The sequence below is a fragment of the Mariniflexile sp. HNIBRBA6329 genome (genome assembly GCF_043558645.1).
Taxonomy (GTDB): domain Bacteria; phylum Bacteroidota; class Bacteroidia; order Flavobacteriales; family Flavobacteriaceae; genus Mariniflexile.
Genome location: NZ_JBIFXS010000012.1, coordinates 95,629 through 118,877, shown reverse-complemented (window position 1 = coordinate 118,877; position 23,249 = coordinate 95,629). Strand labels below are relative to the sequence as shown.

Annotated in this window: 17 protein-coding genes, 1 tRNA gene and 1 pseudogene; 10 read left to right on the top strand and 9 right to left on the bottom strand. The window is 32.2% G+C overall.

What is annotated here, in order from left to right; translation table 11 throughout:
* Positions 1 to 255 precede the first annotated feature (255 nt).
* Positions 256 to 340, bottom strand: a tRNA-Ser gene (locus ACGK9U_RS13050).
* Positions 341 to 485: 145 nt separating this feature from the next.
* Between ACGK9U_RS13050 and ACGK9U_RS13045 the strand changes: the two genes are divergently transcribed.
* The 9 genes and pseudogenes from ACGK9U_RS13045 to ACGK9U_RS13005 all read left to right on the top strand — a co-directional run bounded on the left by ACGK9U_RS13045 (position 486) and on the right by ACGK9U_RS13005 (position 13,717).
* Positions 486 to 1,115, top strand: coding sequence for an NAD(P)H-dependent oxidoreductase (locus tag ACGK9U_RS13045; RefSeq protein ID WP_394466824.1), 630 nt, complete (start codon positions 486 to 488; stop codon positions 1,113 to 1,115).
* A gap of 137 nt (positions 1,116 to 1,252) precedes the next feature.
* Positions 1,253 to 2,458, top strand: a complete 1,206-nt coding sequence (locus tag ACGK9U_RS13040) for a DegT/DnrJ/EryC1/StrS family aminotransferase (protein WP_394466823.1) — start codon at positions 1,253 to 1,255, stop codon at positions 2,456 to 2,458.
* A gap of 12 nt (positions 2,459 to 2,470) precedes the next feature.
* The gene (locus tag ACGK9U_RS13035) at positions 2,471 to 6,220 is read left to right on the top strand and encodes a DUF3857 domain-containing protein (RefSeq protein ID WP_394466822.1); all 3,750 of its coding nucleotides are present in this window, start codon (positions 2,471 to 2,473) and stop codon (positions 6,218 to 6,220) included.
* A gap of 235 nt (positions 6,221 to 6,455) precedes the next feature.
* Positions 6,456 to 10,343 (top strand): two-component regulator propeller domain-containing protein, encoded by a 3,888-nt coding sequence (locus ACGK9U_RS13030; RefSeq protein WP_394466821.1) that lies wholly within the window; start codon positions 6,456 to 6,458, stop codon positions 10,341 to 10,343.
* Positions 10,344 to 10,454: 111 nt separating this feature from the next.
* Positions 10,455 to 10,592 (top strand): hypothetical protein, encoded by a 138-nt coding sequence (locus tag ACGK9U_RS13025; protein ID WP_394466820.1) that lies wholly within the window; start codon positions 10,455 to 10,457, stop codon positions 10,590 to 10,592.
* A 100-nt stretch (positions 10,593 to 10,692) separates the two neighbouring features.
* Positions 10,693 to 12,396 carry a hypothetical protein gene (locus ACGK9U_RS13020; protein WP_394466819.1) on the top strand — a complete coding sequence of 568 codons (1,704 nt, stop codon included), beginning with the start codon at positions 10,693 to 10,695 and terminating at the stop codon, positions 12,394 to 12,396.
* Positions 12,397 to 12,512: 116 nt separating this feature from the next.
* Positions 12,513 to 12,617 (top strand): T9SS type A sorting domain-containing protein, encoded by a 105-nt coding sequence (locus ACGK9U_RS13015; RefSeq protein WP_394466818.1) that lies wholly within the window; start codon positions 12,513 to 12,515, stop codon positions 12,615 to 12,617.
* A 42-nt stretch (positions 12,618 to 12,659) separates the two neighbouring features.
* A pseudogene (locus ACGK9U_RS13010) lies at positions 12,660 to 12,725 on the top strand (hypothetical protein); the annotation flags it as partial.
* A 44-nt stretch (positions 12,726 to 12,769) separates the two neighbouring features.
* Entirely contained in the window at positions 12,770 to 13,717 is a 948-nt protein-coding gene (locus tag ACGK9U_RS13005; RefSeq protein WP_394466817.1) for a hypothetical protein, read from the top strand.
* Here the strand turns inward: ACGK9U_RS13005 and ribB are convergent.
* The 8 genes from ribB to tpx all read right to left on the bottom strand — a co-directional run bounded on the left by ribB (position 13,714) and on the right by tpx (position 22,374).
* Positions 13,714 to 14,874: a 3,4-dihydroxy-2-butanone-4-phosphate synthase gene (gene ribB / locus ACGK9U_RS13000; protein ID WP_394466816.1), complete on the bottom strand. Its 1,161-nt coding sequence runs from the start codon at positions 14,872 to 14,874 to the stop codon at positions 13,714 to 13,716. The genes ACGK9U_RS13005 and ribB overlap by 4 nt on opposite strands.
* 16 nt (positions 14,875 to 14,890) lie before the next feature.
* Positions 14,891 to 16,861, bottom strand: coding sequence for an LptF/LptG family permease (locus ACGK9U_RS12995; protein WP_394466815.1), 1,971 nt, complete (start codon positions 16,859 to 16,861; stop codon positions 14,891 to 14,893).
* 55 nt (positions 16,862 to 16,916) lie between these two features.
* Positions 16,917 to 17,555: an outer membrane lipoprotein carrier protein LolA gene (locus ACGK9U_RS12990; RefSeq protein ID WP_394466825.1), complete on the bottom strand. Its 639-nt coding sequence runs from the start codon at positions 17,553 to 17,555 to the stop codon at positions 16,917 to 16,919.
* Between the two features lie 10 nt (positions 17,556 to 17,565).
* Complete coding sequence (locus tag ACGK9U_RS12985) at positions 17,566 to 19,956, bottom strand: DNA translocase FtsK (protein ID WP_394466814.1); 2,391 nt, start codon at positions 19,954 to 19,956, stop codon at positions 17,566 to 17,568.
* 98 nt (positions 19,957 to 20,054) lie between these two features.
* A complete protein-coding gene (locus ACGK9U_RS12980) occupies positions 20,055 to 20,378 on the bottom strand; it encodes a hypothetical protein (protein ID WP_394466813.1) in 324 nt (107 codons plus the stop codon).
* Between the two features lie 148 nt (positions 20,379 to 20,526).
* Complete coding sequence (locus ACGK9U_RS12975; protein WP_394466812.1) at positions 20,527 to 21,477, bottom strand: hypothetical protein; 951 nt, start codon at positions 21,475 to 21,477, stop codon at positions 20,527 to 20,529.
* 17 nt (positions 21,478 to 21,494) lie between these two features.
* Positions 21,495 to 21,857, bottom strand: coding sequence for a diacylglycerol kinase family protein (locus ACGK9U_RS12970; RefSeq protein ID WP_394466811.1), 363 nt, complete (start codon positions 21,855 to 21,857; stop codon positions 21,495 to 21,497).
* Positions 21,858 to 21,870: 13 nt separating this feature from the next.
* The gene (gene tpx / locus ACGK9U_RS12965) at positions 21,871 to 22,374 is read right to left on the bottom strand and encodes a thiol peroxidase (protein WP_394466810.1); all 504 of its coding nucleotides are present in this window, start codon (positions 22,372 to 22,374) and stop codon (positions 21,871 to 21,873) included.
* Between the two features lie 172 nt (positions 22,375 to 22,546).
* Here tpx and ACGK9U_RS12960 point away from each other — a divergent pair, with 172 nt between their 5' ends.
* On the top strand, positions 22,547 to 23,125 hold the full coding sequence (locus ACGK9U_RS12960; protein WP_394466809.1) for a fasciclin domain-containing protein: 579 nt from the start codon (positions 22,547 to 22,549) through the stop codon (positions 23,123 to 23,125).
* The last annotated feature ends 124 nt before the right edge of the window (positions 23,126 to 23,249 follow it).

Genomic DNA, 23,249 nt, shown 5'->3' with positions numbered 1-23,249 from the left:
CATCATGAATGAGCCTAATGCCCCTTTGGGGCTAATCTGAAAATCAAAGCCTCCGTTTTTAACGGAGGTTTTTTACTTATAAGATTGCTTCACTTTGTTCGCAATGACGTTAGAGTGGTTATGAATAATTTTTATTGGTTGAAGTGCAGAGGTTTTTTGGGCGAATTGTGGGTGTTATGTCGTACAATAATTGTACTTGTAATAGAAATAAAAAATCCGTAATATATTGATTTAGATATAGTTACGGATTTTTTGCGGAGAAAGAGGGATTCGAACCCCCGGAGGTGTGACCCTCAACAGTTTTCAAGACTGCCGCATTCGACCACTCTGCCATTTCTCCAGTTTCGGTCTCATCAGGTATTCCCTGAATGCGGGTGCAAATATAGAACCCTTTTTTAATTCTTTCAAATAAAATTCTATTTTTTTAAAAATAAATTTTCATGCTTTTACTATTAGCTTATTTTTGTAAAAATTAAAATTCATCAATGAATATTATAAAGCAACTTAAATGGCGTTATGCCACCAAAAAGTTCGATGCAACTAAAAAATTATCATCAGATAAATTAGATGTTTTAAAACAAGCATTCAATTTAACGGCAACATCATTCGGCTTGCAAACCATAAAATTGGTAATAGTAGAGAGTGAAACCATAAGACAGCCATTAGTAGCTCATGCCTACAACCAAAAACAAGTATTGGACGCATCACATTTATTGGTTATTTGTGTACAAGAAGATATATTGGATACAGATATTATCTCCTATTACAATAACATCAAAAGCACAAGAAATACTTCAGAAACCATCTTAAAACCATATCGGGAAGACCTTGTAAAGATGATGCAAAAAATGTCCAAAAACGAGCGCCAACAATGGTCCAGAAACCAAGCCTATATAGCCTTGGGCAATTTAATGACCGTGTGTGCCATAGAAGGCATCGATTCCTGTCCCATGGAGGGTTTTATCCCAAGTGCCATCGACAACGCCTTACAACTAAACCATAAAGGACTCAAGTCCGTACTGCTCTTGCCTGTAGGTTACAGAGACGAAACCGATATGTTTGCAGCATTCGCAAAAGTAAGAAAATCAATAAACGACGCAGTCATAGAACTATAGATACAACCCATTTGGGCGTTACCTTTATCCTGAAACAAGTTCAGGAAACAGGTCGGGCTTTCGGCAGTCGCTCTCTGCGAGGAGCTCCAACAATGCCTCAATCCCTAACGCAAACCAACCAGTAAAAAACATACATTATGCCAGGATTTGAATTATTTGGAGAATTAGAACGAAAAGAAGTAAACGATGTATTGGAAAATGGCGTACTCATGCGCTACGGTTTCGATGGCATGCGAAATGGCCATTGGAAAGCCAAAGAACTGGAAAAAGCCTTAGAAAACACCTTTCAAGTAAACCACGCCCAATTAGTATCAAGCGGTACTGCAGCCATATCAGTAGCATTGGCAGCAGCAGGTGTAGGGGCAGGAGACGAGGTTATTTTACCAACTTTTACCTTTGTAGCCAGTTTTGAAGCCGTTATGATGCTTGGAGCCATCCCTGTTTTGGTAGATATAGACGACACCTTAACCCTTAGCCCACAAGCCGTAGAAAAAGCCATCACCCCAAAAACAAAAGCCATTATGGTCGTCCATATGTGTGGCAGTATGGCAAATATGGATGCAATTCAAAACATTTGTAGTAAACACAGTCTGTTATTAATTGAAGATGCCTGTCAAGCGATTGGAGCAACCTATAAAAACAAACCATTAGGAAGTATTGGAGATTTAGGCTGTTTTTCATTCGATTTTGTAAAAACTATTACCTGTGGCGAAGGTGGTGCAGTCATAACAAACAACAAAGATTATTACATAAATTCCGACCATTATTCCGACCACGGTCACGACCACGTTGGAAACGATAGAGGAGCAGAATCACATCCTTTTTTAGGGTACAACTTCCGTATTTCAGAACTTCATGCAGCAGTAGGTTTAGCGCAAATAAAACGTTTGCCTGAGATTTTAAAAATTCAAAAGAAGAATTATTCCATTTTAAGGGACGCTTTATCGCAAATTCCAGAAGTAACGTTTAGAACAGTTCCCGAAGGTGGTGAAGAAAATTATAGCTTTTTAAACTTCTTTCTACCAGATTTAGAAACATCACTTAAAGTTTCAGAAGCGTTTAAAAACCAAGGAGTAGACGCTTGTTTTCAGTACTATAATAACAATTGGCATTACATTCGTAAATGGGATCATTTAAAAGAATTAAAATCACTTTTCCCAATTCCAGCAGAAGTAAAAACCGGATTGGAGTATCTTAAAACTAAAGAATTTCCACAATCCGATCATTTTATTGGTAGAAATATTTCCTGTTTAATAAAACTGTCGTGGACAGAAGAACAGGTTAAGGAACGTGCCAATAAAATGGTTGCAATTATTAAATATATTTTATTAAATTCATATTAAATTTAATATTGTATGAAAAATCACTTCCTTATATTTTTACTTGTAGCCTTTAATATTATTCAAGTTGGTTCGCAGAATATGCATGAAAAATTTTGGGAAGCGCTTTTAAAAAACGATAGAGCTTTAGCTGAAAAAAATCTAAAATCAGAGAAAAATAAAAATATAGAGTCTTTAATTGCAAATGAAATTTTGCGAGAAGAAATGGGCAAATTTGTAGAGCATCTGGTGTTTACAAGTTCGTTTTTACAGCAACCCGATTTTGAATATTATTTATATGGTTTATGGAATAAATCTTATTTGTTTGATGTTTATTTAGAAACAGGTTTTGATAAAAGAAATAAGGATGTTCTTGAAGCTGTTTCTCAAGTTTCTATTAAAAATCAAGATGTAAAAGATGCTTTAAGCTATTTAAATTCTGTAGTAAGTAGAGAAAATAATGTTTGGGATAAATATTTCGCCTTAAACGATTCCATTCAAGCCATTAAAAATTGGCAATATTGCGGAGTTTTCGAGAATTTAAACAAAAGTGGTTTAGACAAATATTACGGGCCAGAGTCTATAGCATATTCAAAAACACCTTTTGATGCTAAAAGTAATGGCCTTGTTAATTGGTACACGCCAAAAAACACAAGAGAAGCTTATCAGTTTTTCACAAATCATGAATCTTATGGTGCAGGTGTAAATTATGCGCAAACATTTATTTCCGCCAACGAAGAACAGCGAGCTATTATCAGGATTGGTTGTGGTTCATCTTTTAAACTATGGCTTAATGATGTTTTAGTTTTTCAGAATAATGAAGACGTTACTACCGATTTGAATGCCTACAAGGTTATGGTAACAATTCCAAAGGGTGAAAATAGATTGTTGTTAAAATTAGCAGAGAGTGGTTATGGCAGTTATTTTATTACTAGCATTTTAAACGAAGACGGTAGTACAAACACAAATTTATCATACAGTTCAGAATTTAAACCGTATAATATTTCAACTTTAAATGATATAAATCCTAAAATAATTGAGAATGATTTTGAAGTTTATTTCAAAAATAAAGTAAAGGAAAATCCATCTAATTTTCTTTATAGTTACTGCTTGGTAAACACGTATTTAAGAAATTCAAAATACGAAGAAGCAAAAAATGTTTTAAAGCCATTCTATGACAAGTATCCTAAAAGTTCTTTAATAAGAAAAATGCTGATTCAAGCTTATTCAGTAGAAGGTGACGCTACATCTTTTAATGAATTGAAAAAGAATATGGAATTGGATGATCCAGATTATTATTTACCACTTGTTTATAAAGTTATAGATTTTAGCGAGTTAAACAGAATGACTTTAACTGAGCTGAAAAGCTTTTTAGAAAAGTTTAAAAATTCAGTAGATAATAAAGTGCTTGCACACATGTCGGACTTTGTATATAATTCAAGGAAAGAAGATTTGGAGGCATTAAAACAAAATTTAGAAGACTTACTTATAGTCTCTAAAGATAATGTGAGGATGTTATTACGTTGCGCCCCATTATTCGGGTCTCTTTTAAATGAAGATGATAAAACAGTAAAACTACTTGAAGAAATAAACTCTAATTATTTTAATTATTCAGGGATAACTACCTTATCAAAATATTACGCCAATAGAAAGGAGAAGGATAAATCTTTAAAAATTATTTCAAAAGATATAGAGAATTTGTCTTTTGATAATACTTATATCATTCCAATAATTGAAAAACTACACACGTATCAAAAATACTCAGAGTCCTTAGAATATATAAATATGGGTCTAGAAAATTTCCCATATTCATTTAAACTAATGGAATTAAAGGGTGATGCTCTTTTAAAATTAGATGATAAAAAAAGCGCCTTGTTAGCCTATGAAAACTCATTAAAACATGATAGTGCCAATAGTACGCTAAGAAATAAGATTAGAGATTTAAAAAATGAAAGCAATGTTTTAAACGAAATTTCTTTTAAAGATGCCTACAATTTCATCAAATCTAACAGAGGGAAAATATCAACTAATAATTACGGCTATAATATTTTAAGTGACGATTCTAATTTAGAGTTGTTTAACGAGGGCGGGGGGAAATTTCGTTTTATTTACCTGTACGAAGTTACCTCAAATAGCGGTATAGAGTTTTTTAAAGAATATGATTTAGGTCTATCGGGTAACTACCATTTTATAAAATCTGAATTAGTTAAAACAGATGGTAGCATTGTACCTGCCGATAAAAGTGGTTCGAATTTGGTGTTTAAAGGATTGTCTATTGGAGACGTTGTTTATATAGATTACGAAGGATCATTTTCCAGTACAGGACGTTTTTATAAAGATTATACTGATAGTTTTATGTTCGATTCGTTCCACCCAATATTACAATCTTCATTAAAAATTATAGTGCCAAAAAACCACAAGCTGTTTTACAAGTCAGTTAATGGTAAGTTAGATCCAAAAATTTCCAAGTTGGAAAATTATGACTTGTATGAATGGAAAGTAGAAAATTTACCAGAAATACCACAAGAAGAATATTATATGCCAAATACGGTTGACGTTGCTAAATATTTACATATTAGCACCATTCCTAGTTGGAATGATATATCTATTTGGTATTCCGATTTGGTAAGATCTAATATAGAGGTAGATACAAGAGTTAAAGATGTTTTTGAGACATTGTTTCCAAAAGGCTATAAGCACCTAAAAGATGAAGAAAAAGCCAAAATAATTTATAATTACATAAAAAACAATTTCACTTATAGCTCAGTGAGTTTTAGGCAAAGTGGCTATGTACCACAAAAACCTTCTAAAACAATTAAAACTGGTTTGGGTGATTGTAAAGACTTTTCAACTTTGTATGTAACCTTGGCAAATATGGCAGAGCTTAAGGCTAACTTGGTGCTTGTATTGACTTCGGATTATGGTAGAAATGAAATGGTGTTGCCAAATACAGATTTCAACCATTGCATTGCTAAAGTTGAAATTGATGGAAAAGAACAGTTTTTAGAACTTACTGATAAATATTTACCATTTAAGTCGTTGCCTGTATCGTTACGAGGTGCATCTGTTTTAGAAATTCCATTTAATTTTGATGAAAACAAAAAATACGATTTATTTAAGTTAGATAATGTACTTAGAGAACCATCTGTATTTACTAATGATGTTACAATCAATATAAATAATGATAAAGTTACAATGGGCATCAACACTAAATTTACGGGTCATATTAACTCATATTATGCAAGTGTTTTTGATGAACCAAACTTAGAAGTTGTAAAAAAATCTATTCATGACGATTTAAAAAATCAAATTAAAGATGATTTTATTTTAGACGAATTGATAAACATAGAAAGATTGGACAATGACAAAATTATTCAGTACACCTCTAATATTTCATTGGATAAGAAGATAAATAAAATTGGTTCTATAAATATCTTTCAATTGCCTGTAGTTTCTCATCCATATACAAGTGATATTGTAAGTTTAGAAAATAGAAAATATCCAATAGAGTATATCCAATACGAAAATTTAGACGAGTATTTTAATACCTATAATTTGTTTATAAATGAAGGAATGAGTTTTGTTGAAATTCCAAAAAATCAAAAATTTACTTTCAAAGAACATCTATATGAAATATCTTATTCTAAAGTAAAAGAAAACCATTTGCAAATAAACATGCATGCAAAACCATCTTTAGAAGAAGTTAATATTGAAGAATATCCAGCGTTCAAAACATATGTGAAGTCAATTTTAGATGCTGAAAATGAGTTTATTGGGTATAAGTAGTATGACAATTAAACGAAGTTTATAAATCTTTAAATCATCTAAATCTGGATGCAAATATCAAATCTTTTGAATGATTTAAATGTTTATTGGTAAAAATATTTCCTGTTTAATAAAACTATCTTGGACAGAAGAGCATCTAAAAGAACGGACAAGCAAGATGGTTTCCATTATAGAATCATTAGTAATTTCGTAATTAACAATTTTTATTACCTTTAAAGGAGTAAATTGTTTGTTAATGAGTCGATTAAAAATATTATTTTTTTTTCTTTTGCCAATAGTTGTTTATTCGCAAACTGGTAAAAAACAATTTGCTTTTGGATCACTTAGCATAAAAGAAGGACTTTCTCAAAATAGTGTTATAAGTATAGCCCAAGATAGTATAGGTTATTTATGGTTGGCAACACAAGATGGATTAAATAAATATAATGGTAAGAGTTTTACAGTTTTTAATAAGCAGTTTGAAGATATAACCAGACCTACCTTTAGTAAGTTGGGGAAAGTTTATATAGACAAGAAAAACCAACTTTGGATTGTAAGTAATTCGGGAGTTTTAGAGTATTTTAACGTTGAGTCAAAGAACTTTATAAAAGTATTGGGTATACAAAATGCCAGTACTGTTTTTCAAGACAAGCAATTAAATCATTATATAGGAACTTACAATAAAGGGCTCTTCAAAATTAATGCTGTTTCAAAAGATACTATACAGGTGTTTAGAGGAGAGGACCGAAACAAAACTGTTTACGATTTTTTAGAACATAACGATACGTTATATGTTGCTTGTTCCGAAACTATTTTTGCATTTTCTAAAAACACAGATTATAAAAAAGTAAAAATCCATAATGCTAAAAACGTTAATTTTAGTTGTTTGGAACAATCAAAAAATGGAACGCTTTGGGTTGGAACTTATGGTCATGGGCTATTTTTTAAAACCAAAAACAGCAAAGGTTTTAAGCCAATTTCAAATAGTGGTTTACCTTCAAATTTAAATATTGAGGATTTACTTGTAGATAGTAAAAATCGTCTTTGGATTGCAACCTACGGCAACGGTGTTTATCTGTATGACCTTAAAACAGGTGTAGTTTCAAACTTTTTAGCAAATAAAGAAAACCCCTTTGATTTACATTACAATGATATATTAACTCTATTTGAAGATAATACGGGGGTTATTTGGATTGGATCTGATGGGGCAGGAGCTAGTTATTACGACGAGCATCTTATTAAATTCAATGTATTAACAAACAAGCAGTTGTCTAAAAATGTTAATGTAGATGTGGTAAGAAGTATTACCTCTAACAATGAAAATCTGGTTTGGGTTGGTACATCTGGAAAAGGACTTACCTATATGGATATTGCGTCGCAAACCTATAAGACATTTACTGAAAGTAATGTTATTGGTTTAAATAGTAACCGTATAGTAAGTCTAAACTTTTTTAATCAATCTTTATGGATTGGGCACCAAGGTTTTGGACTCAATATTTTTGAAAATGGGATTTATAAAAATTATCCAGAAATTTCTGATTATACTATTTGGCGAATAATAAAAGCTTCAGATACTTCAAGTTGGTTATGTACAGAACGTAATGGTTTAGTGCTTTTTGATAAAGAAAAGGGTATTTTAAAACAATTTAACAATAGTAATTCTAAGCTTACCTCAAATAACATTAGGGCTATGGTAAAGGGTGAAAATGGAACACTTTGGATTGGCACTGAAAATAACGGACTTTTTAAATTGCAAACAGATACTGGTTTGATTATTAAGATTAACGAAATAGCAGACCCTATTAAATCTTTATTATACCATAAGGGTGTACTTTGGGTTGGAACATACGGTAAGGGGCTTAAAAAGTATGATTTAGCATCGCAAACAACAAAAACTTATACTGTTGAAGATGGCATGCCAAACAATGTTATTTATGGCATTCTGTGTGATAATGAAGAGAATTTATGGTTAAGTTCAAATTACGGGCTAAGTAAGTTTAATACCAAAGCAGCTTCAAAACCTGTTATAAAAAATTATACCGATGCCGATGGTTTGCAAAATTTAGAGTTTAATACTGGAGCTTATTATCAAGATGCGAATGGCATTATTTATTTTGGAGGATTGGATGGAATTAATTGGTTCGACCCAAATCAATTAACATTTAATTCAACAAAACCTAAAACCGTAATATCTAAGTTCGAAGTTTTTTCAAAACCATATGAATTAAAGGAAAATCAAACATTGAATTTTAACGAAAATACAGTTACTTTTACCTTTTCATCTTTACTTTTTTCAGCACCTGATCGAAATCAGTTTAAATACCAATTGGTAAATCACGATTCTACTTGGGTTGATGCGGGAAATAAACATATGGCACATTATACCAATTTACCTTCAAACAAATACACGTTTAAAGTTCTTTCCAGCAATTATGATGGCGTTTGGGCTGATGTTCCTGCAACCTACCACTTTACTATTTTAAAGCCTTGGTACAAAACCAATACAGCTTTGACGCTATATTTAATTGGTTTTATAGGTTCTTTTGTTTTATTGTATAGATATCTTAAATGGCGCTGGCACTTAAAAAACCAATTAAGATTAGAACACGAAGAAACTATACGTTTAAAAAAGCTGGATGAATTTAAAACAAAACTATACACCAATATTTCACATGAAATTAGAACGCCTTTAACATTAATTCTGGGGCCCGTTGAAAACCAATTAAATAAAAAAAATATTTCAAAAGAAGATACCAAAGAATTATTGTTGGTTAAGCAAAATGCCAATAGGTTATTAAATTTGGTAAATCAAATGTTAGATTTATCAATAATAGATTCTGGTCAAAAACGCCTTAAAATATCAAAAGGAAGTTTAACAATGCTGTTAAAGCAAATTGTTGAAGCATTCCAATATAAAGCTAGCGAGAAGAATATTGCAATCCAACCAGCCATCACACCATTAGAAAATGTGTGGTTTGATACCGATATTATAGAAAAAGTAGTTTCAAATTTGTTGTCTAATGCTGTAAAGTATGCGCCAAATTCAAGTAAAATAATATTTGATGTTCAAAAAACTAATGGAACTATGGTTGTTTCAGTAATTAATAAAACAAACCAAACAACCGTTTCTAATCTTAATAATTTATTTAACCGTTTTTATAGAGATAATGAAGGTTCCGATGGCGTAGGAGTAGGTCTGGCATTGGTAAGAGAGTTGGTTACCCTTTCTAAAGGGAACATAATAGCCAATAATTTAGGTGTAGATAAAATACAATTTACGGTTACATTACCCATTGAAAAAACAGCTTTTAATGAAGATGAATTGGTTATAGAAACCAAAAAAGAAGTCCAGGAAAGTAAAGTTAATGCAAACGTTGATAAAACAACAGAAAAACCACTGGTGTTAATTGTTGAAGATGATCCCGAAATTCGAAATTTTATAGTTTCTATTTTCAAAGACACTTATAAAATTATAGAAGCAGAAGATGGTCAAGAAGGGTTGAGTAAAATATTAAAAGCATTGCCCGATTTGATAGTAAGTGATGTAATGATGCCTAATAAAAGTGGTATAGAACTTTGTAATGATATTAAAACCAATACGCTTACCAGTCATATTCCAGTGGTTTTGTTAACAGCAAAAGTGGGCGAACAAAACGAGATAGAAGGCTATAAAACAGGTGCCGATGCTTATGTTACTAAACCTTTTAGCAACGAAAAACTCAAGTTAATAGTTGAGAAACTTTTAGAAACCCGACAAAAACTGAAAATACATTTTAGTAAAACTTTTAGTATTAATCCAGAATTGGCTATAACATCTACTGAAAACGATTTTTTAAAACGCGTGCAAACGGTTTTAGATGAACATATTACCAATGCAACATTTACAAGTGAAGCTTTTGGTGAATTAATGGGTATGAGCCGAACTCAACTTCATAGAAAACTACATGCCATTGTAGGCATGTCTACAAGCGAATTTATACGGTCGCAACGGTTGAAGTTAGCAGTTAAGATTTTAGAAACTACAGATATTACCATTGCTGAAATAGCCTATAGTGTTGGTTTCAATACACCTTCTTATTTCAACAAATGTTTTAAAGAAACTTACGGTTGTACACCTAACGAATACCTCTTAAAAGATACATAATCTCATATCTTTTCACTCAGTAACATATGTTTTATGATTTGAAACATTTGTGATATACTTCAAAAAATAAGTAATCTACTTTTATAAAAGCTAAAATAAAAACAGCTTTTTATGGATCCCCTTTCTAAAGAAAATCCAGAAAAAAACAAAATATTTTTAAGTGTAGATCATTTAAAAACAGGAATTTACGAGCTTAATATACTTTTAAAAAATAAAGTAATAAAAACGGTGAAATTAAAAAAGAAATAATTTTTAGACAATATTAAAAACGCTATTAATCAATGTAAAAGGGAAGACCAAATAGTTATTTGTAACTTAAAAGTCTTCCTTTTTTTTTTAAACTAAGGCCATGAATTTAAAGCTTTTATTAATTGGGATGTGTTGTGTTTTTATTACCGTACCTACTCAAGCACAACTACTTAAAAAACTTAAACAAAAAGCGGGAGAAGCTGCCGAACGTACTCTACTACGTAAAACCGACGAGGTTGTAACCAAAAAAACAGAAAAAACCATAGACGATGCCACAACACCAAAAGGCAAATCTAAAGAGGAAAATGAAAATGGGGAGAATCAGGATGAGGAGTTAAGCGAATCTTCAAACTCGGCTTTAAATATTCATACAGAAGCCAAAAAAGCGTTCTTCAAAGAAGATGTTGTGATTAAAATTCATGAAAACGGTAACCATAACCAAACGCAGTATTTTGACGCAGACCAAGTGGCTGTAAGATTAGACCAAGCGACAGAACCTAAACCAGGCTACATAGATAGCGAAGGGTTTATGTATGGCTATAATGAAAGAGAGGGAATGTATAACAAATCATCACTTGTAGCATTACAAAGCCAAGGAATGATGGTGCCTACTATGTTGATTGAAGGCTATAAGTTGCCTCCAGAACCTTTTATGGCAAATTTACAAAAACAACAAGATTTAGGTGTAACTGCCAATCCGTTTAACGGCATTGTAGAATTTGCTTTTGTATATGAACCAGAACATTTTAGATATGAAGATTTTAAAGAAGTGAAAAGAAACATTAAAGGTAAAAGCTATACTAAATTCGAGTTTCTAAACGAACCAGGATATGAAGGCAGTTATGTACTTTTTGATGATAAAGATAGATTGGTAGAAATATATACAAATAAAACTAAGACAAGTCAGCCAACCAATGGTTTTCAAATGGATATGATGCCTCCTGGAGAAAGTCAATTTGTTTACGATTACAAACCTGTTGATGTAAAGTTGCCTCCTGCAATTGAAAAAAAAGCAGCAGGTCAAGATATGATGGCTATGGTTTTTGGGTCTTTTAAAAAGGATAAAAACCCAGAAGATATTGATGAAGACGATTATGATACTAGCAATTCTAAAGGGCAAGTAAAATCTGTTAGAAACGCAATAAATAATCATAAAGTATCTGCTGCAGATTTGCCTAATACCTATGAATTTGATTGGATATATGAAACAGAGATGTTAATTGGCGACAAAAAGAAAGATAAAATAGGCATGAATTTTTTAATAAAAAAAGGGGTCACTTATCAAGCAACACAAATGGTTGATGAAAAATCTAAAGACATGGGGAACATGACTATGTTGTTTGATACTGATCTAAACACCATGGTAATGTTTACAGATGGGCAAGGGCAAAAATTTATACAAACGTATCCAATTCCAGAAGTAAAGAACAAAAGCGAAAAAGTGGATTTCAAAATCTCTGAGCTTTCGCCAAAAGAAATATTGAATTTCAACTGTAATGGACTTCAAATGGAAGATGACAGATATATTATAAAAGTATACCATACATCTGAAGCACCAATAACGTTGAACAATTTTATGAACTTCGGTGGAGCAAAAAACATGGAAATACCAGATATAGACCCAAGAGTACTATCTCAATTTTCAAATGGATTAATCATGGAAATGCACATGGAAGATAAAAAGAAATCAAAAAACAATATGGTCATTACTGCAAAAAACTTAACAAAGCAGCCTACGATTATAAAACCAAAAGACTACCAAAGTATGAATTTATTTTCTGGTGCAGGGATGTTGAAAAATTAATATAGACTAATCTTAATCAATTTTTAATCATGAAAAAAAAATATACTGTTAATAAGTGTTCTTATGATTAGTGTTCAAGCTGTAGGAGGTGCTTCAAACTCCACTTTCAAGATAAGGTGAAAATTTATCCCAACCCAGTTTCAAACACTTTAAATATTTCAACGGTAAGGCAAATTGAATCTGTAAAAATGTATGATATTTTAGGGAAACTAGTATTTTAAAGTGCCGCAATCAATCAAATACATGTAAGATAATTCCAATCAGGAATATACATTTTAAAAATTTTATATGATAATAAAAATACAACACGAAAAATGATTATTGAATGATACAATTATAATTAATGCGATTAACCAAATAAATTTTTTAAACTATGGATAACAAAATAATAATAATACTTATTTTAATAGTAAGTTCTGTTTTCTTTTTTAACTGTAAAAACGAAAAAAAAGCCGAAGCTGTTGAAGAAACAACAGAAATTAAAAATCCCTTAAAAGTTATAAATATTGTAACCCGAAGTATGGAATTTCAAATGCAAGACACTATTGCTTCTGGTTGGAATACCTTTAAATATGATAATCTGGCTAACGAAACCCATTTTTTTAGATTTGTAAAACTCCCAGAAGGTATAACTATAAAGAATTTTATTGAAGAGGCCGATCCTGTTTTTGAGGAAGGTATGGATTTAATTAATGCCGGTAAACCAGAAGAAGGATTTGCGGCTTTTGGAAAAATGCCAGAGTGGTTTAGCAAAGCGGTTCCTAGTGGCGGTTCAGGATTAATTGCACCTAAATCATCAGCAATTTCTACCCTTTACTTAGAACCTGGTCTTCATAGTGTTGAATGTTATGTTAAGATGCCTAACGGAAAATTTCATTCCACTATGGGTATGGTTAAAGAGGTCTATGTTACAGTGGCTAAAAGTGAGCAAAAGCCTCCAATAGCTTCAGATACTATTACTATCAAAGAAGATGGATTCCATTATAATCCAGATATTAGAACTGGCAAGCATACGTTTATGGTCAACATTGAAAGTCAGAAACTTCACGAAAATTTTGCAACCACCGATGTTCATCTTGTTAAGTTGAGTGAAAATTCAAATATGGATAAACTGGAAGCTTGGATGGTTTGGTACGATCCAAAAGGATTTATTACACCTGTTCCAGCTGGCTTAACTTTTATGGGCGGTTATAATGATGACAATGAAGGAAGTGTTGGTTATTTTGAGGTTGATTTAAAGCTAGGGAATTATGCATTAGTTGCAGAAGTGCCTAATGCAAAATCTAAGGGCTTATTAAAAACTTTTGAGGTTATTGATTAGTATTTTACATAATCTACTATTTCTAAGCCATAACCAATAAGACCAACACGTTTGGTTTGTTCGGTATTAGAAATTAAACGCAGTTTGTGTATGTTTAAATCGTGTAATATTTGTGCACCAATACCAAAATCGCGCGCATCCATATCTACTTTTGGAGCTTTGTATACGGTATTCGGTTGTTGGTTTTCTTTTAAAACAGCTAATCTGCTTAATATGTTCATAGATTGTGTTTCTTGATTAATAAAGATGATAGCACCTTTACCTTCGCTATTAATCACCTTAAACATATTATCTAATTGGGCATCAACATTATTGGTTAGTGTACCTAAAATATCATTGTTTATTAAAGTGGAGTTTATTCTGGTAAGCACCTCTTCATTATCTTTCCAAGTACCTTTTGTTAAGGCTATATGTATTTGATTATTAGTGGTTTGTTTGTAAGCCCTTAATCTAAATCTTCCAAAACGGGTTTCGATTTCAAAATCTTCTTTTTTCTCAATCAAAGAGTCGTGTTGCATTCTGTAAGCTACTAAATCTTCAATAGAAACTATTTTCATGTTCAATTTTTTGGCAACTTTCATCAGTTCTGGTAAACGCGCCATGGTACCATCTTCATTCATAATTTCCACAATAACACCCGCAGGTTTTAAACCAGCAAGTCTTGCAAAATCTATGGCAGCTTCAGTGTGTCCTGTACGTCTTAATACACCACCTTCTTTGGCAACTAGAGGGAAAATATGTCCTGGTCTAGCTAAATCGAATGATTTGATATTTGGATCTGTTAATGCTTTTACGGTTTTAGCTCTATCACTGGCCGAAATTCCTGTTGATACACCTTGCCCTCTTAAATCTACCGAAACTGTAAAGGCTGTTTCCATGTGGTCGGTATTATTGCGTACCATCATGCCTAATTCCAATTCTTTACAGCGGGTTTCGGTAAGTGGGGCACATATTAAGCCTCTACCTTTGGTAGCCATAAAGTTTATCATTTCAGGCGTTACTTTATCGGCAGCAGCTACAAAATCACCTTCATTTTCACGGTTTTCATCATCTACAACTATAATAACTTCACCATTTCTAATGGCTTCAATAGCATCGTGAATGGTATCAAGTTTAATCTCGGTATTTGTATTTTGTGTCATGGTATCATTAATCATTGTGCAAAGATATTGCTTATTTTAAAGATTCTAAACAATTTTGCTTTAAGTCTTTGCTCATTTTATCGTTTAGGAATAGGTGTGCAATAAAATATAAAGGGATTCCTGTCATTATGAGAAATAGGTTCGGCTTTTTCTCAATTTTGTTGATGTGGTTGTAAAAATGGAACGAGTTAATCAGTGATTTCACATAGTAAATTAAGTATAGGGCGAGTGATACGATACTAAGTTGTATAGAAGCTGAAGCTAACGAAGGCATTTTGTTATTCTTAAAAACAAAGTGGAGAACAAGCAAAACAATACCAATGCCATACAGAGTTATGGCAAACTTTGAATGGTCTCTATAGTTCTTTGTTATAAACTCAGAATCACTATAATTGGTATTTATATGCAAACCTTCTTCACGCAATTGGTTGGTGCTTATACCACGTTCGTTTAATATGTTTATGGCTTCATAACGACAATCTTCAGAAAGACCAAGGGTTTCGTAGTTATTGATAACATCTAGCAGCCTTTCATTTTTATAAGATGAGAGAAACTTATAATCAACATCATCTTTCTCTTTTATGTTGAATACTTTTTTAATGGGCTCAATAAGACCATCAAAATCAAACAATCCTTTATCTGCAGTTGCACGTCTAGTTAAAAAGATACCAAGTGGCAGCATAATAAGTGTTGAAAACCAAGCTGCCAATACGGGGTTGAAACTTCCGGTTTTTGCACTGTTTGTGGCAAAAATACCAATAAAGTGGTAGGTTAAAAATAGCACAATAGCAATAACCATGGGCAGTCCAATACCTCCTTTACGTATTAAGGCACCAAGAGGAGCACCCACAAAAAACAGGATTATACAGGCAAAACCTAAAGCAAACTTTTCATGCAGAGAAATGATGTGTTTATTGAGCCATTCTTTAGAAAGTTTTCCAGTAGCTTGATTGGTAACAATAAGCTGTTTTGTGCTGGACATTGTTTTTAATGAAGCATCAACTACTTCTAGTTTTTGCTTTGTGTTTAGCACATCTAAAATAGGTTCTAAGTATGTGGAATCGGTGGTTACTTGGTTTCCTATTTTTTTATATGGTATGACGTTGGAACGTTGAAATAAATTTTTAGCTTGAATTTCTTTTGTAGTAATTTCTTTTTTAGACAAAGAATCGATGGTTTTGTGCAAACCAACAACATTTAGCATGTTGTATTTATCGGTTTGTGATTGTTCATCAAAATCAACGTTGTTCATTTGGGATAAATCGATGTTTATCGTGTATTTTTCGAAAGTACTTTTAGCAAAGGGTTTTTTGTTTCTGGATTTTATACTGTTTGGATTAATATCGGTATAATAATTGCCATCAAATAGGATAAGCTTTAAGACATTGGAGTTTTCTTCACTGGCAAGTTCTCCGCTTTTAGCCTTAATAGTGGTAGCATTTGTTCTTCCGTCGTTGCCTCTTACGTGTATGGTTACGTTATCTAAATATTGGTCTTGATCACCATGTTTATTATCAAATTTAATATTATAATCGGTTCCTTGAATTTCATTAAATTGTCCTTTGGCAAGTAACATGGCAGGTTTGGATTTTGCTATGTTGGTTCTAAGGTTAAAAGATTTTAATTCTGCCCAAGGAATCACGTTATTGGAAAAGAAAAAGGTAACGATACCCAATATGACTATGAAAATACTAAGTCCCGACATAGCACGTTGAAGTGAAATACCTGTAGATTTCATGGCAGCAAACTCGTAGTTTTCAGCAAAACTACCAAATACCATAATAGATGCCAAAAGGATGGTTAGCGGTAATACTAACGGTATAAGTTTAGGCATGAAATAAAACAAAAACTTAAAGATGACACCTATGTCTAAATCTTTTCCTGAGAGCTCTCTAATGTATAGCCAAATGGTTTGTAAAACAAAAATCAGCATGAGTATGATAAACACGCTGAAAAAAGTTTTAAGGTAAGTGGTTAGTATGTATCGGTCTAGTATTTTCACCCTTTAAATTTCAATAATATAATTACTACCTTATTTGAAATTTTAACCAACTTAATTAAAGTTTGTTAATGTAGTAATCTTTGTATTTATTGGCGTCAAAGGTAAATAAGCTTTTTGATAAAGGCTCATTTGTTTTGAAAGAATTAACGGTAAGGGTTGTTTTTGTACCGTTTTTACCAATTTGCATTAAATTATAAATGTGTTTTGTTTGAACATCAACACCTAAAAGAATGTATTTTATCTCAGATTTTGAGTCTATTGGAGTTAGTTTTACCAACTGTATTTTTCTACCGTTTATATTTTGCTCTAAGTCCATAGCATAGGTATAACCATCTTCATAAAAAGATAACATTTTACTAGGGGTTATAGCGCCTTCTTCGTCGTTTGTTTCAGTAGAAATGGTTACTTCTTCATCTTCACTACTAATGCTGTACAGTTTTTTACCATCAAAAAGACGTGTAACACCAAGGATGTTTAGTTTATACTTTTCGCCTTGCATGATAACATCGCCTTTGGTTTCTTGTTTTATTTTTTCGGCAGTATTTTCTAAAACATATTTAAATTCAATAGAAATATTGTTATAACTTTTTACTTTTTGGGATACTTGATTTAATAGTGTTTTGGCTTTGTTTTGAGCAAAACCGGTAAGTGATGTTGTTATTACTAATGCTAATATGATGTTTTTAATTCTCATTTTGTTTTTGTTATAAAGTTTCATTTTCTAGATGTTTGTCTAAAGCTGTTAGGTCGGTTATTAGTACTTGTCTGGCTTTACTGCCTTCAAACGGCCCAACAATACCCGCAGCTTCTAATTGGTCTATTAACCTGCCGGCTCTATTGTAGCCTAATTTTAATTTTCGTTGCAGTAAAGAAGCAGAACCTTGTTGTGCTGTCACTATAACTTCAGCAGCTTCTCTAAATAATTTATCGCGGTCTTCTATGTCTATATCAAGACTTGTGCCACTTTCCTCACCAACATATTCAGGCAACAAATAAGCATCTGGATAGGCTTTTTGGGAACCAATATAGTCGGTTATTTTTTCAACTTCAGGGGTGTCAACAAAGGCACATTGTACACGAATTAAATCGTTTCCTTGTGTAAAAAGCATATCACCACGACCTATAAGTTGGTCGGCACCTGAGCCATCTAAAATAGTTCTAGAATCAATTTTGGAAGTTACCCTAAATGCAATACGCGCTGGGAAGTTGGCTTTAATAATACCGGTTATTACGTTAACTGACGGGCGTTGTGTAGCAATAATCAAATGGATACCAATAGCACGTGCCAATTGAGCTAATCGGGCAATAGGTGTTTCTACCTCTTTACCGGCAGTCATAATTAAATCGGCAAACTCGTCAACCACCAAAACAATATAAGGTAAAAATTGGTGGCCGTCGTTAGGGTTTAACTTACGTGCTTTAAACTTAACGTTGTACTCGGCAATGTTTCTACAAAGTGCATTTTTTAACAACTCGTAGCGGTTATCCATTTCAATACAAAGTGAATTTAATGTATTGATTACTTTGTTGTTATCAGTAATAATAGCATCTTCACTATCGGGTAATTTTGCTAAATAGTGGCGTTCAATTTTATTAAAAAGGGTTAACTCCACTTTTTTCGGGTCTACTAAAACAAACTTAACCTCAGCAGGATGTTTTTTATAAAGTAATGAAGTTAAAACGGCATTCAATCCTACCGATTTACCTTGTCCTGTAGCACCTGCCATAAGTAAGTGGGGCATTTTAGCCAAATCTACCACAAAAGTTTCGTTGCTAATGGTTTTACCTAAGGCTATAGGTAATTGCATATCGGACGTTTGAAACTTTTTAGAAGCAATTACAGAACGCATCGATACGATGGTAGAATTTTTATTGGGCACCTCAATACCAATAGTACCTTTCCCAGGAATGGGCGCAATAATACGAATACCAAGTGCAGAAAGCGATAACGCAATATCGTCTTCTAGATTTTTAATTTTTGAAATACGAATACCAGCATCTGGCACAATTTCATAAAGTGTTACTGTTGGCCCAATAGTAGCTTTTATACTGGCAATGCCAATATTGTAGTTTTTTAGGGTATCTACAATTCTATTTTTATTTTCTTCTAATTCTTCTTGGTTGATGGTAATGCCTTCAGAATCATATTTTTTAAGAAGATCTAACGGTGGAAATTGGTATTTTGACAATTCTAAAGTCGGGTCGAATTGTCCAAAATCTTCCACCAATTTATTGGATAAATTGTCGCTTTCCGATTGTTCCTCGGCTACCTTTTCAACTTCAATTTCTATATTATCTTCTTCAATTTCTTCTTTCACAGGTGTTTTTACAACCAACGGCGCCGCTTCAACAACAGGTTTGGTTACCTTTTCTACAACAGGTTCTTTGTTTTCTAATGTGATATCGAAAGCAGATTTTATGGCTGCTGCTTCTTCCGATAGGTTGTTGTCGAAAGCCACAATAGGTTCGTCATCCGGATTATTGAAATCGTCTTTAATATTGCTTTTAGCAGATTTGAATATGTTAGCAATGTTTTCGAAAGTAAGTTTAAATCGAACTGCTAAATAGGTAATTAAACCAAATAGAAGTAGGAGTGATGTGCCTATTTTACCTATATAATCTTGAAGGTACATATTCACTTCAAAACCAATGGTGCCCCCAAGAATACCATAAGAATTTCCAAAAAAACCAAATAATATGGATAGCCAAATAACAATAAGCATACCCCAAAACCAATGTGTTCTCAGTTTGGCCTTGCTAAGATTCATTAACACATAAATACCAGACAGAAATATAAGTCCAGCAATTATAAAGGAGGATACACCAAAGCCGCGTTGAATAAAAAAGTCGCTTAACCAAGCTCCGGATTTGCTTACCCAATTTTCGGTTTTTACATCGCGTGATGCAAAATCGGAGACACCGCTTTGATCGGCTTCACCAGTAAAAAAGAATGAAAGAAATGCCATAAAAAGGATGAACCCAAATATGACTAAAAAGCTGCCAAAAACCAGCTTTTGCTGATTGGACAACTTAAAACTTGGCATTTTAAATTGTTTTCTAGGAGATTTGTTGGTGTCGTTTTTTTTCTTCGCCATTAATGCGCTGTTAGTTTAAACAAAAATACAAATTACTAACGTTTAATTTATAAGTTATAGTATTAAAAAAATGGTTTATATAGTGTGTTGTGTAGTCTTTATTTTGTGAATTTATTATATAATTTCGTATAGTTCTTTGAAAAATGAATATCTGTTTTTTTCTTTAGCTGTTTATGAACTACGGCATAAATCCGTAAAGTGTCATTTCCTTTTTTTGTCCACCAAGAATAAATTTTAAAATCAGAATCTTTTGGAAAATCTTCAACTCGTTCTTTAATTTCTGGTCCATTAAAATTTAAGTGGTCAAGTCTGCTATCAAAAATGATATTTTCAAATTCAAATCTTGCATTATCAACCAAGTCGGATTCCTCAATTTTACAAGAGAAAAATATCAAAAAAATTAATGTAATTTTAAATTTCATTTAGTTTTTATATTGCACATATCGTCTCGGCTATGAGTAGTAGCGTGGGTTAGCACTTAACTTTGCAAGTACATACCAAGCTGATAATCCGAAAGGATTTTCAGAAGTAGGAGTGTAGAAGCAATTACTTGTCATTGTTGTTCCTCGTTTATTCGAAAATACATTCATTTCTTACTTTCACTCCTTTCGTTTCTAATCTCTTTTTCATTTCCAACCAAGTTTTGTCTCTTAATGTTCCTGCTGGATAAAGTTTATTTCTAAAATCATTTGTTATAACTCTAATACAGTTTGGTTGTTTTCCTTGTGTTTCGAAAACAACCTCTTTTATATCAGAAAAACTATAAACTTTCATTTTCCAAATAAAAATGTGATTGCGAATTATTAAGAAATTTTTTGTTAGTTCAAAATAGTGCATTAACCAAGAATGCAATATAAACCAAAAAGTACCAAAAAGACTAAAAAATATTACACCTCCTAATTTCATACTTGTTTCTTTGCCAATGAATAGAATAGTAAAAAATCCTATTAGTCCCCAAAGCGAAATTCCCCTCAAACTTGTCAACTGATTTCCTTTAAATACTTCTGTGTTTTCAAATCGAAATTCACTACTGTTAACTTTCTTAGGTGTGTTTATTTTAAATTCTTGCTTGTTAATAATAACTTGTTCAAGAAATGATTTCACTTCGTAACTATTCGCATACATATCATCGAACAAAATTTTATCCCTACCATCTTTAAATAAAATTGCCATTCCTTCCATTGGAAAGTTTATTATAAAGCGAAAAGGCATTTTGCCTGTTAATATTACGTCTTTAATACTGCTTAATCTAAATGTCCCATTTCCAATTTTTAAATTATTCTTGTCAATAGTAATTTTTGGTGAATTTTTCCAATATGAATAGACCATCCAAATCGCTAAAAGACAAACTAAACTACCAAAAATTGGCATAATAATATGTTTGCTTTCAGCTTGTTCATTTGATTCATTATCTAAACCAATAAAAATCATGAATGAACCTAATGCAAATAAAAAAAGAAATCCAAATGCTAATGTAGCATAGAATTTTAATGGATGTTTTTGGGTTTCAATTATATTCATTCGTTTTTTTAAATGAATTACAACTTAGGAATATAAATAATAAGTCCAATAATAATGGCAAAAATAGAAGCAAAAAACACTGCACCTGCTGCAATATCTTTTATTAAACCAATTTTATTGTGATGTTCAGGATGAATAAAATTAGCTATTTCTTCAACAGCAGTGTTGATGCCTTCCATACTCATAACCATTCCAATGGCTAAAAGTTGAATGGTCCATTCGGTTGAAGAAATGTTAAAAAAGAATCCTGCGGCTGTAACCAACAGCGCCATTGTAAATTGAACCTTTACACTGGCTTCCTTCTTTAAAAGAATGATAGCCCCTTTAAAGGCATAACCTATACTTCTTATTCGGTTAACAACGAAAGATTCTTTTTTCATTTATAATAATGGATTAAGCGTGCAGAGCCTCTAACGCCGCTTTATAGTTTGGTTCTTCACTTACTTCTTCTACTTGTTCTGTATATATTATTTTGCCGTTTTCATCTAAAATAATAATAGCACGGGATAGCAGGCCTTTTATTGCACCATCCGTATAAAGCAAATTATAATCTTTTCCAAATTGACCATCCACATAATCAGATAGCATTTCAAGGTTTTTAATGCCTTCAGCATCACAAAAACGGGTCATGGCAAAAGGAAGGTCTTTAGAAATACATAATATTTTAGTGTTTTCCAATTCACTTGCTTCAATATTAAATTGTCTTGCAGATGCGATGCAAGTTCCAGTGTCTATACTATGAAAAATGTTTAATATCACCCTAGAACCCTTATAATCATTTAAAGTTACCGTGGATAAATCTGTTTTAACAAGCTCAAAGCCTGGTGCGGTTGTTCCTACTTTAGGTAATTCTCCTAGAGTATGTATTTTGTTTCCTTTTAATGTTACTGTTGCCATGGTATTGTTTTTTAAATTATCGGATAAAAATAGTAATTATTACCTGTTAAGTTGAGATTGAAGTTATAATTTTTTAAGCTATTTGTTAATATTTTGTTAAAGGATTGATTTTTGAAAACCGTCCTTCTTTAAGATTCGTTTGTAGGGTATAAACAAATAAAAAAATATAATCATGAAAGAATCAAATCTATTTACTGCTACCGTTTTTGCAATCACACTTTTTGTTGGTCAAGGTTTAACTGCCCAAAATAAAATGATGAAAGAAGATACTAAAATGGTAGGAGGTGCTGCCATGTACCCAAGTAAAAACATTGTTGAAAATGCCGTAAACTCTAAAGACCATACCACCTTGGTTGCTGCTGTTAAAGCTGCCGAATTAGTAGATGTTTTAATGGGTGAAGGTCCGTTTACCGTATTTGCACCAACAAACTCCGCTTTTGATAAATTACCTATGGGAACCGTAGAAAATTTATTAAAGCCAGAAAACAAGAAAACCTTGCAGACTGTTTTGACCTACCATGTGGTTTCGGGAAAATGGAATGCTAAAGATGTTTTAAAAATGATTAAGGATGGAAACGGAAAAGCCAACATTAAAACCGTAAGTGGTGGCACTATTACAGCATGGTTAAAAGGTAAAGATGTATATATAACAGATGAAAACGGAAATTCAGCTATGGTTACTATTGCCGATGTAAATCAGTCAAATGGCGTAATACACGTTATTGATACGGTGTTGTTACCAAAATCTTAAAAATTCATAATTTGTTTGGTTAGGTTGTTAAAAGGCTGCTTCATGTATTTGAAGTGGCTTTTTTATGTTTTTATAGGATTTGTAATTTTTTGAAATAAATTTTATCAATTATTACATAATATAT

Bases quoted from the DNA above. Each gene is read 5' to 3' on its own strand.
- ACGK9U_RS13045 (WP_394466824.1), top strand. From the start codon at position 486: ATGAATATTATAAAGCAACTTAAATGGCGTTATGCCACCAAAAAGTTC.
- ACGK9U_RS13040 (WP_394466823.1), top strand. From the start codon at position 1,253: ATGCCAGGATTTGAATTATTTGGAGAATTAGAACGAAAAGAAGTAAAC.
- ACGK9U_RS13035 (WP_394466822.1), top strand. From the start codon at position 2,471: ATGAAAAATCACTTCCTTATATTTTTACTTGTAGCCTTTAATATTATT.
- ACGK9U_RS13030 (WP_394466821.1), top strand. From the start codon at position 6,456: ATGAGTCGATTAAAAATATTATTTTTTTTTCTTTTGCCAATAGTTGTT.
- ACGK9U_RS13025 (WP_394466820.1), top strand. From the start codon at position 10,455: ATGGATCCCCTTTCTAAAGAAAATCCAGAAAAAAACAAAATATTTTTA.
- ACGK9U_RS13020 (WP_394466819.1), top strand. From the start codon at position 10,693: ATGAATTTAAAGCTTTTATTAATTGGGATGTGTTGTGTTTTTATTACC.
- ACGK9U_RS13005 (WP_394466817.1), top strand. From the start codon at position 12,770: ATGGATAACAAAATAATAATAATACTTATTTTAATAGTAAGTTCTGTT.
- ribB (WP_394466816.1), bottom strand. From the start codon at position 14,874: ATGATTAATGATACCATGACACAAAATACAAATACCGAGATTAAACTT.
- ACGK9U_RS12990 (WP_394466825.1), bottom strand. From the start codon at position 17,555: ATGAGAATTAAAAACATCATATTAGCATTAGTAATAACAACATCACTT.
- ACGK9U_RS12985 (WP_394466814.1), bottom strand. From the start codon at position 19,956: ATGGCGAAGAAAAAAAACGACACCAACAAATCTCCTAGAAAACAATTT.
- ACGK9U_RS12980 (WP_394466813.1), bottom strand. From the start codon at position 20,378: ATGAAATTTAAAATTACATTAATTTTTTTGATATTTTTCTCTTGTAAA.
- ACGK9U_RS12975 (WP_394466812.1), bottom strand. From the start codon at position 21,477: ATGAATATAATTGAAACCCAAAAACATCCATTAAAATTCTATGCTACA.
- ACGK9U_RS12970 (WP_394466811.1), bottom strand. From the start codon at position 21,857: ATGAAAAAAGAATCTTTCGTTGTTAACCGAATAAGAAGTATAGGTTAT.
- tpx (WP_394466810.1), bottom strand. From the start codon at position 22,374: ATGGCAACAGTAACATTAAAAGGAAACAAAATACATACTCTAGGAGAA.
- ACGK9U_RS12960 (WP_394466809.1), top strand. From the start codon at position 22,547: ATGAAAGAATCAAATCTATTTACTGCTACCGTTTTTGCAATCACACTT.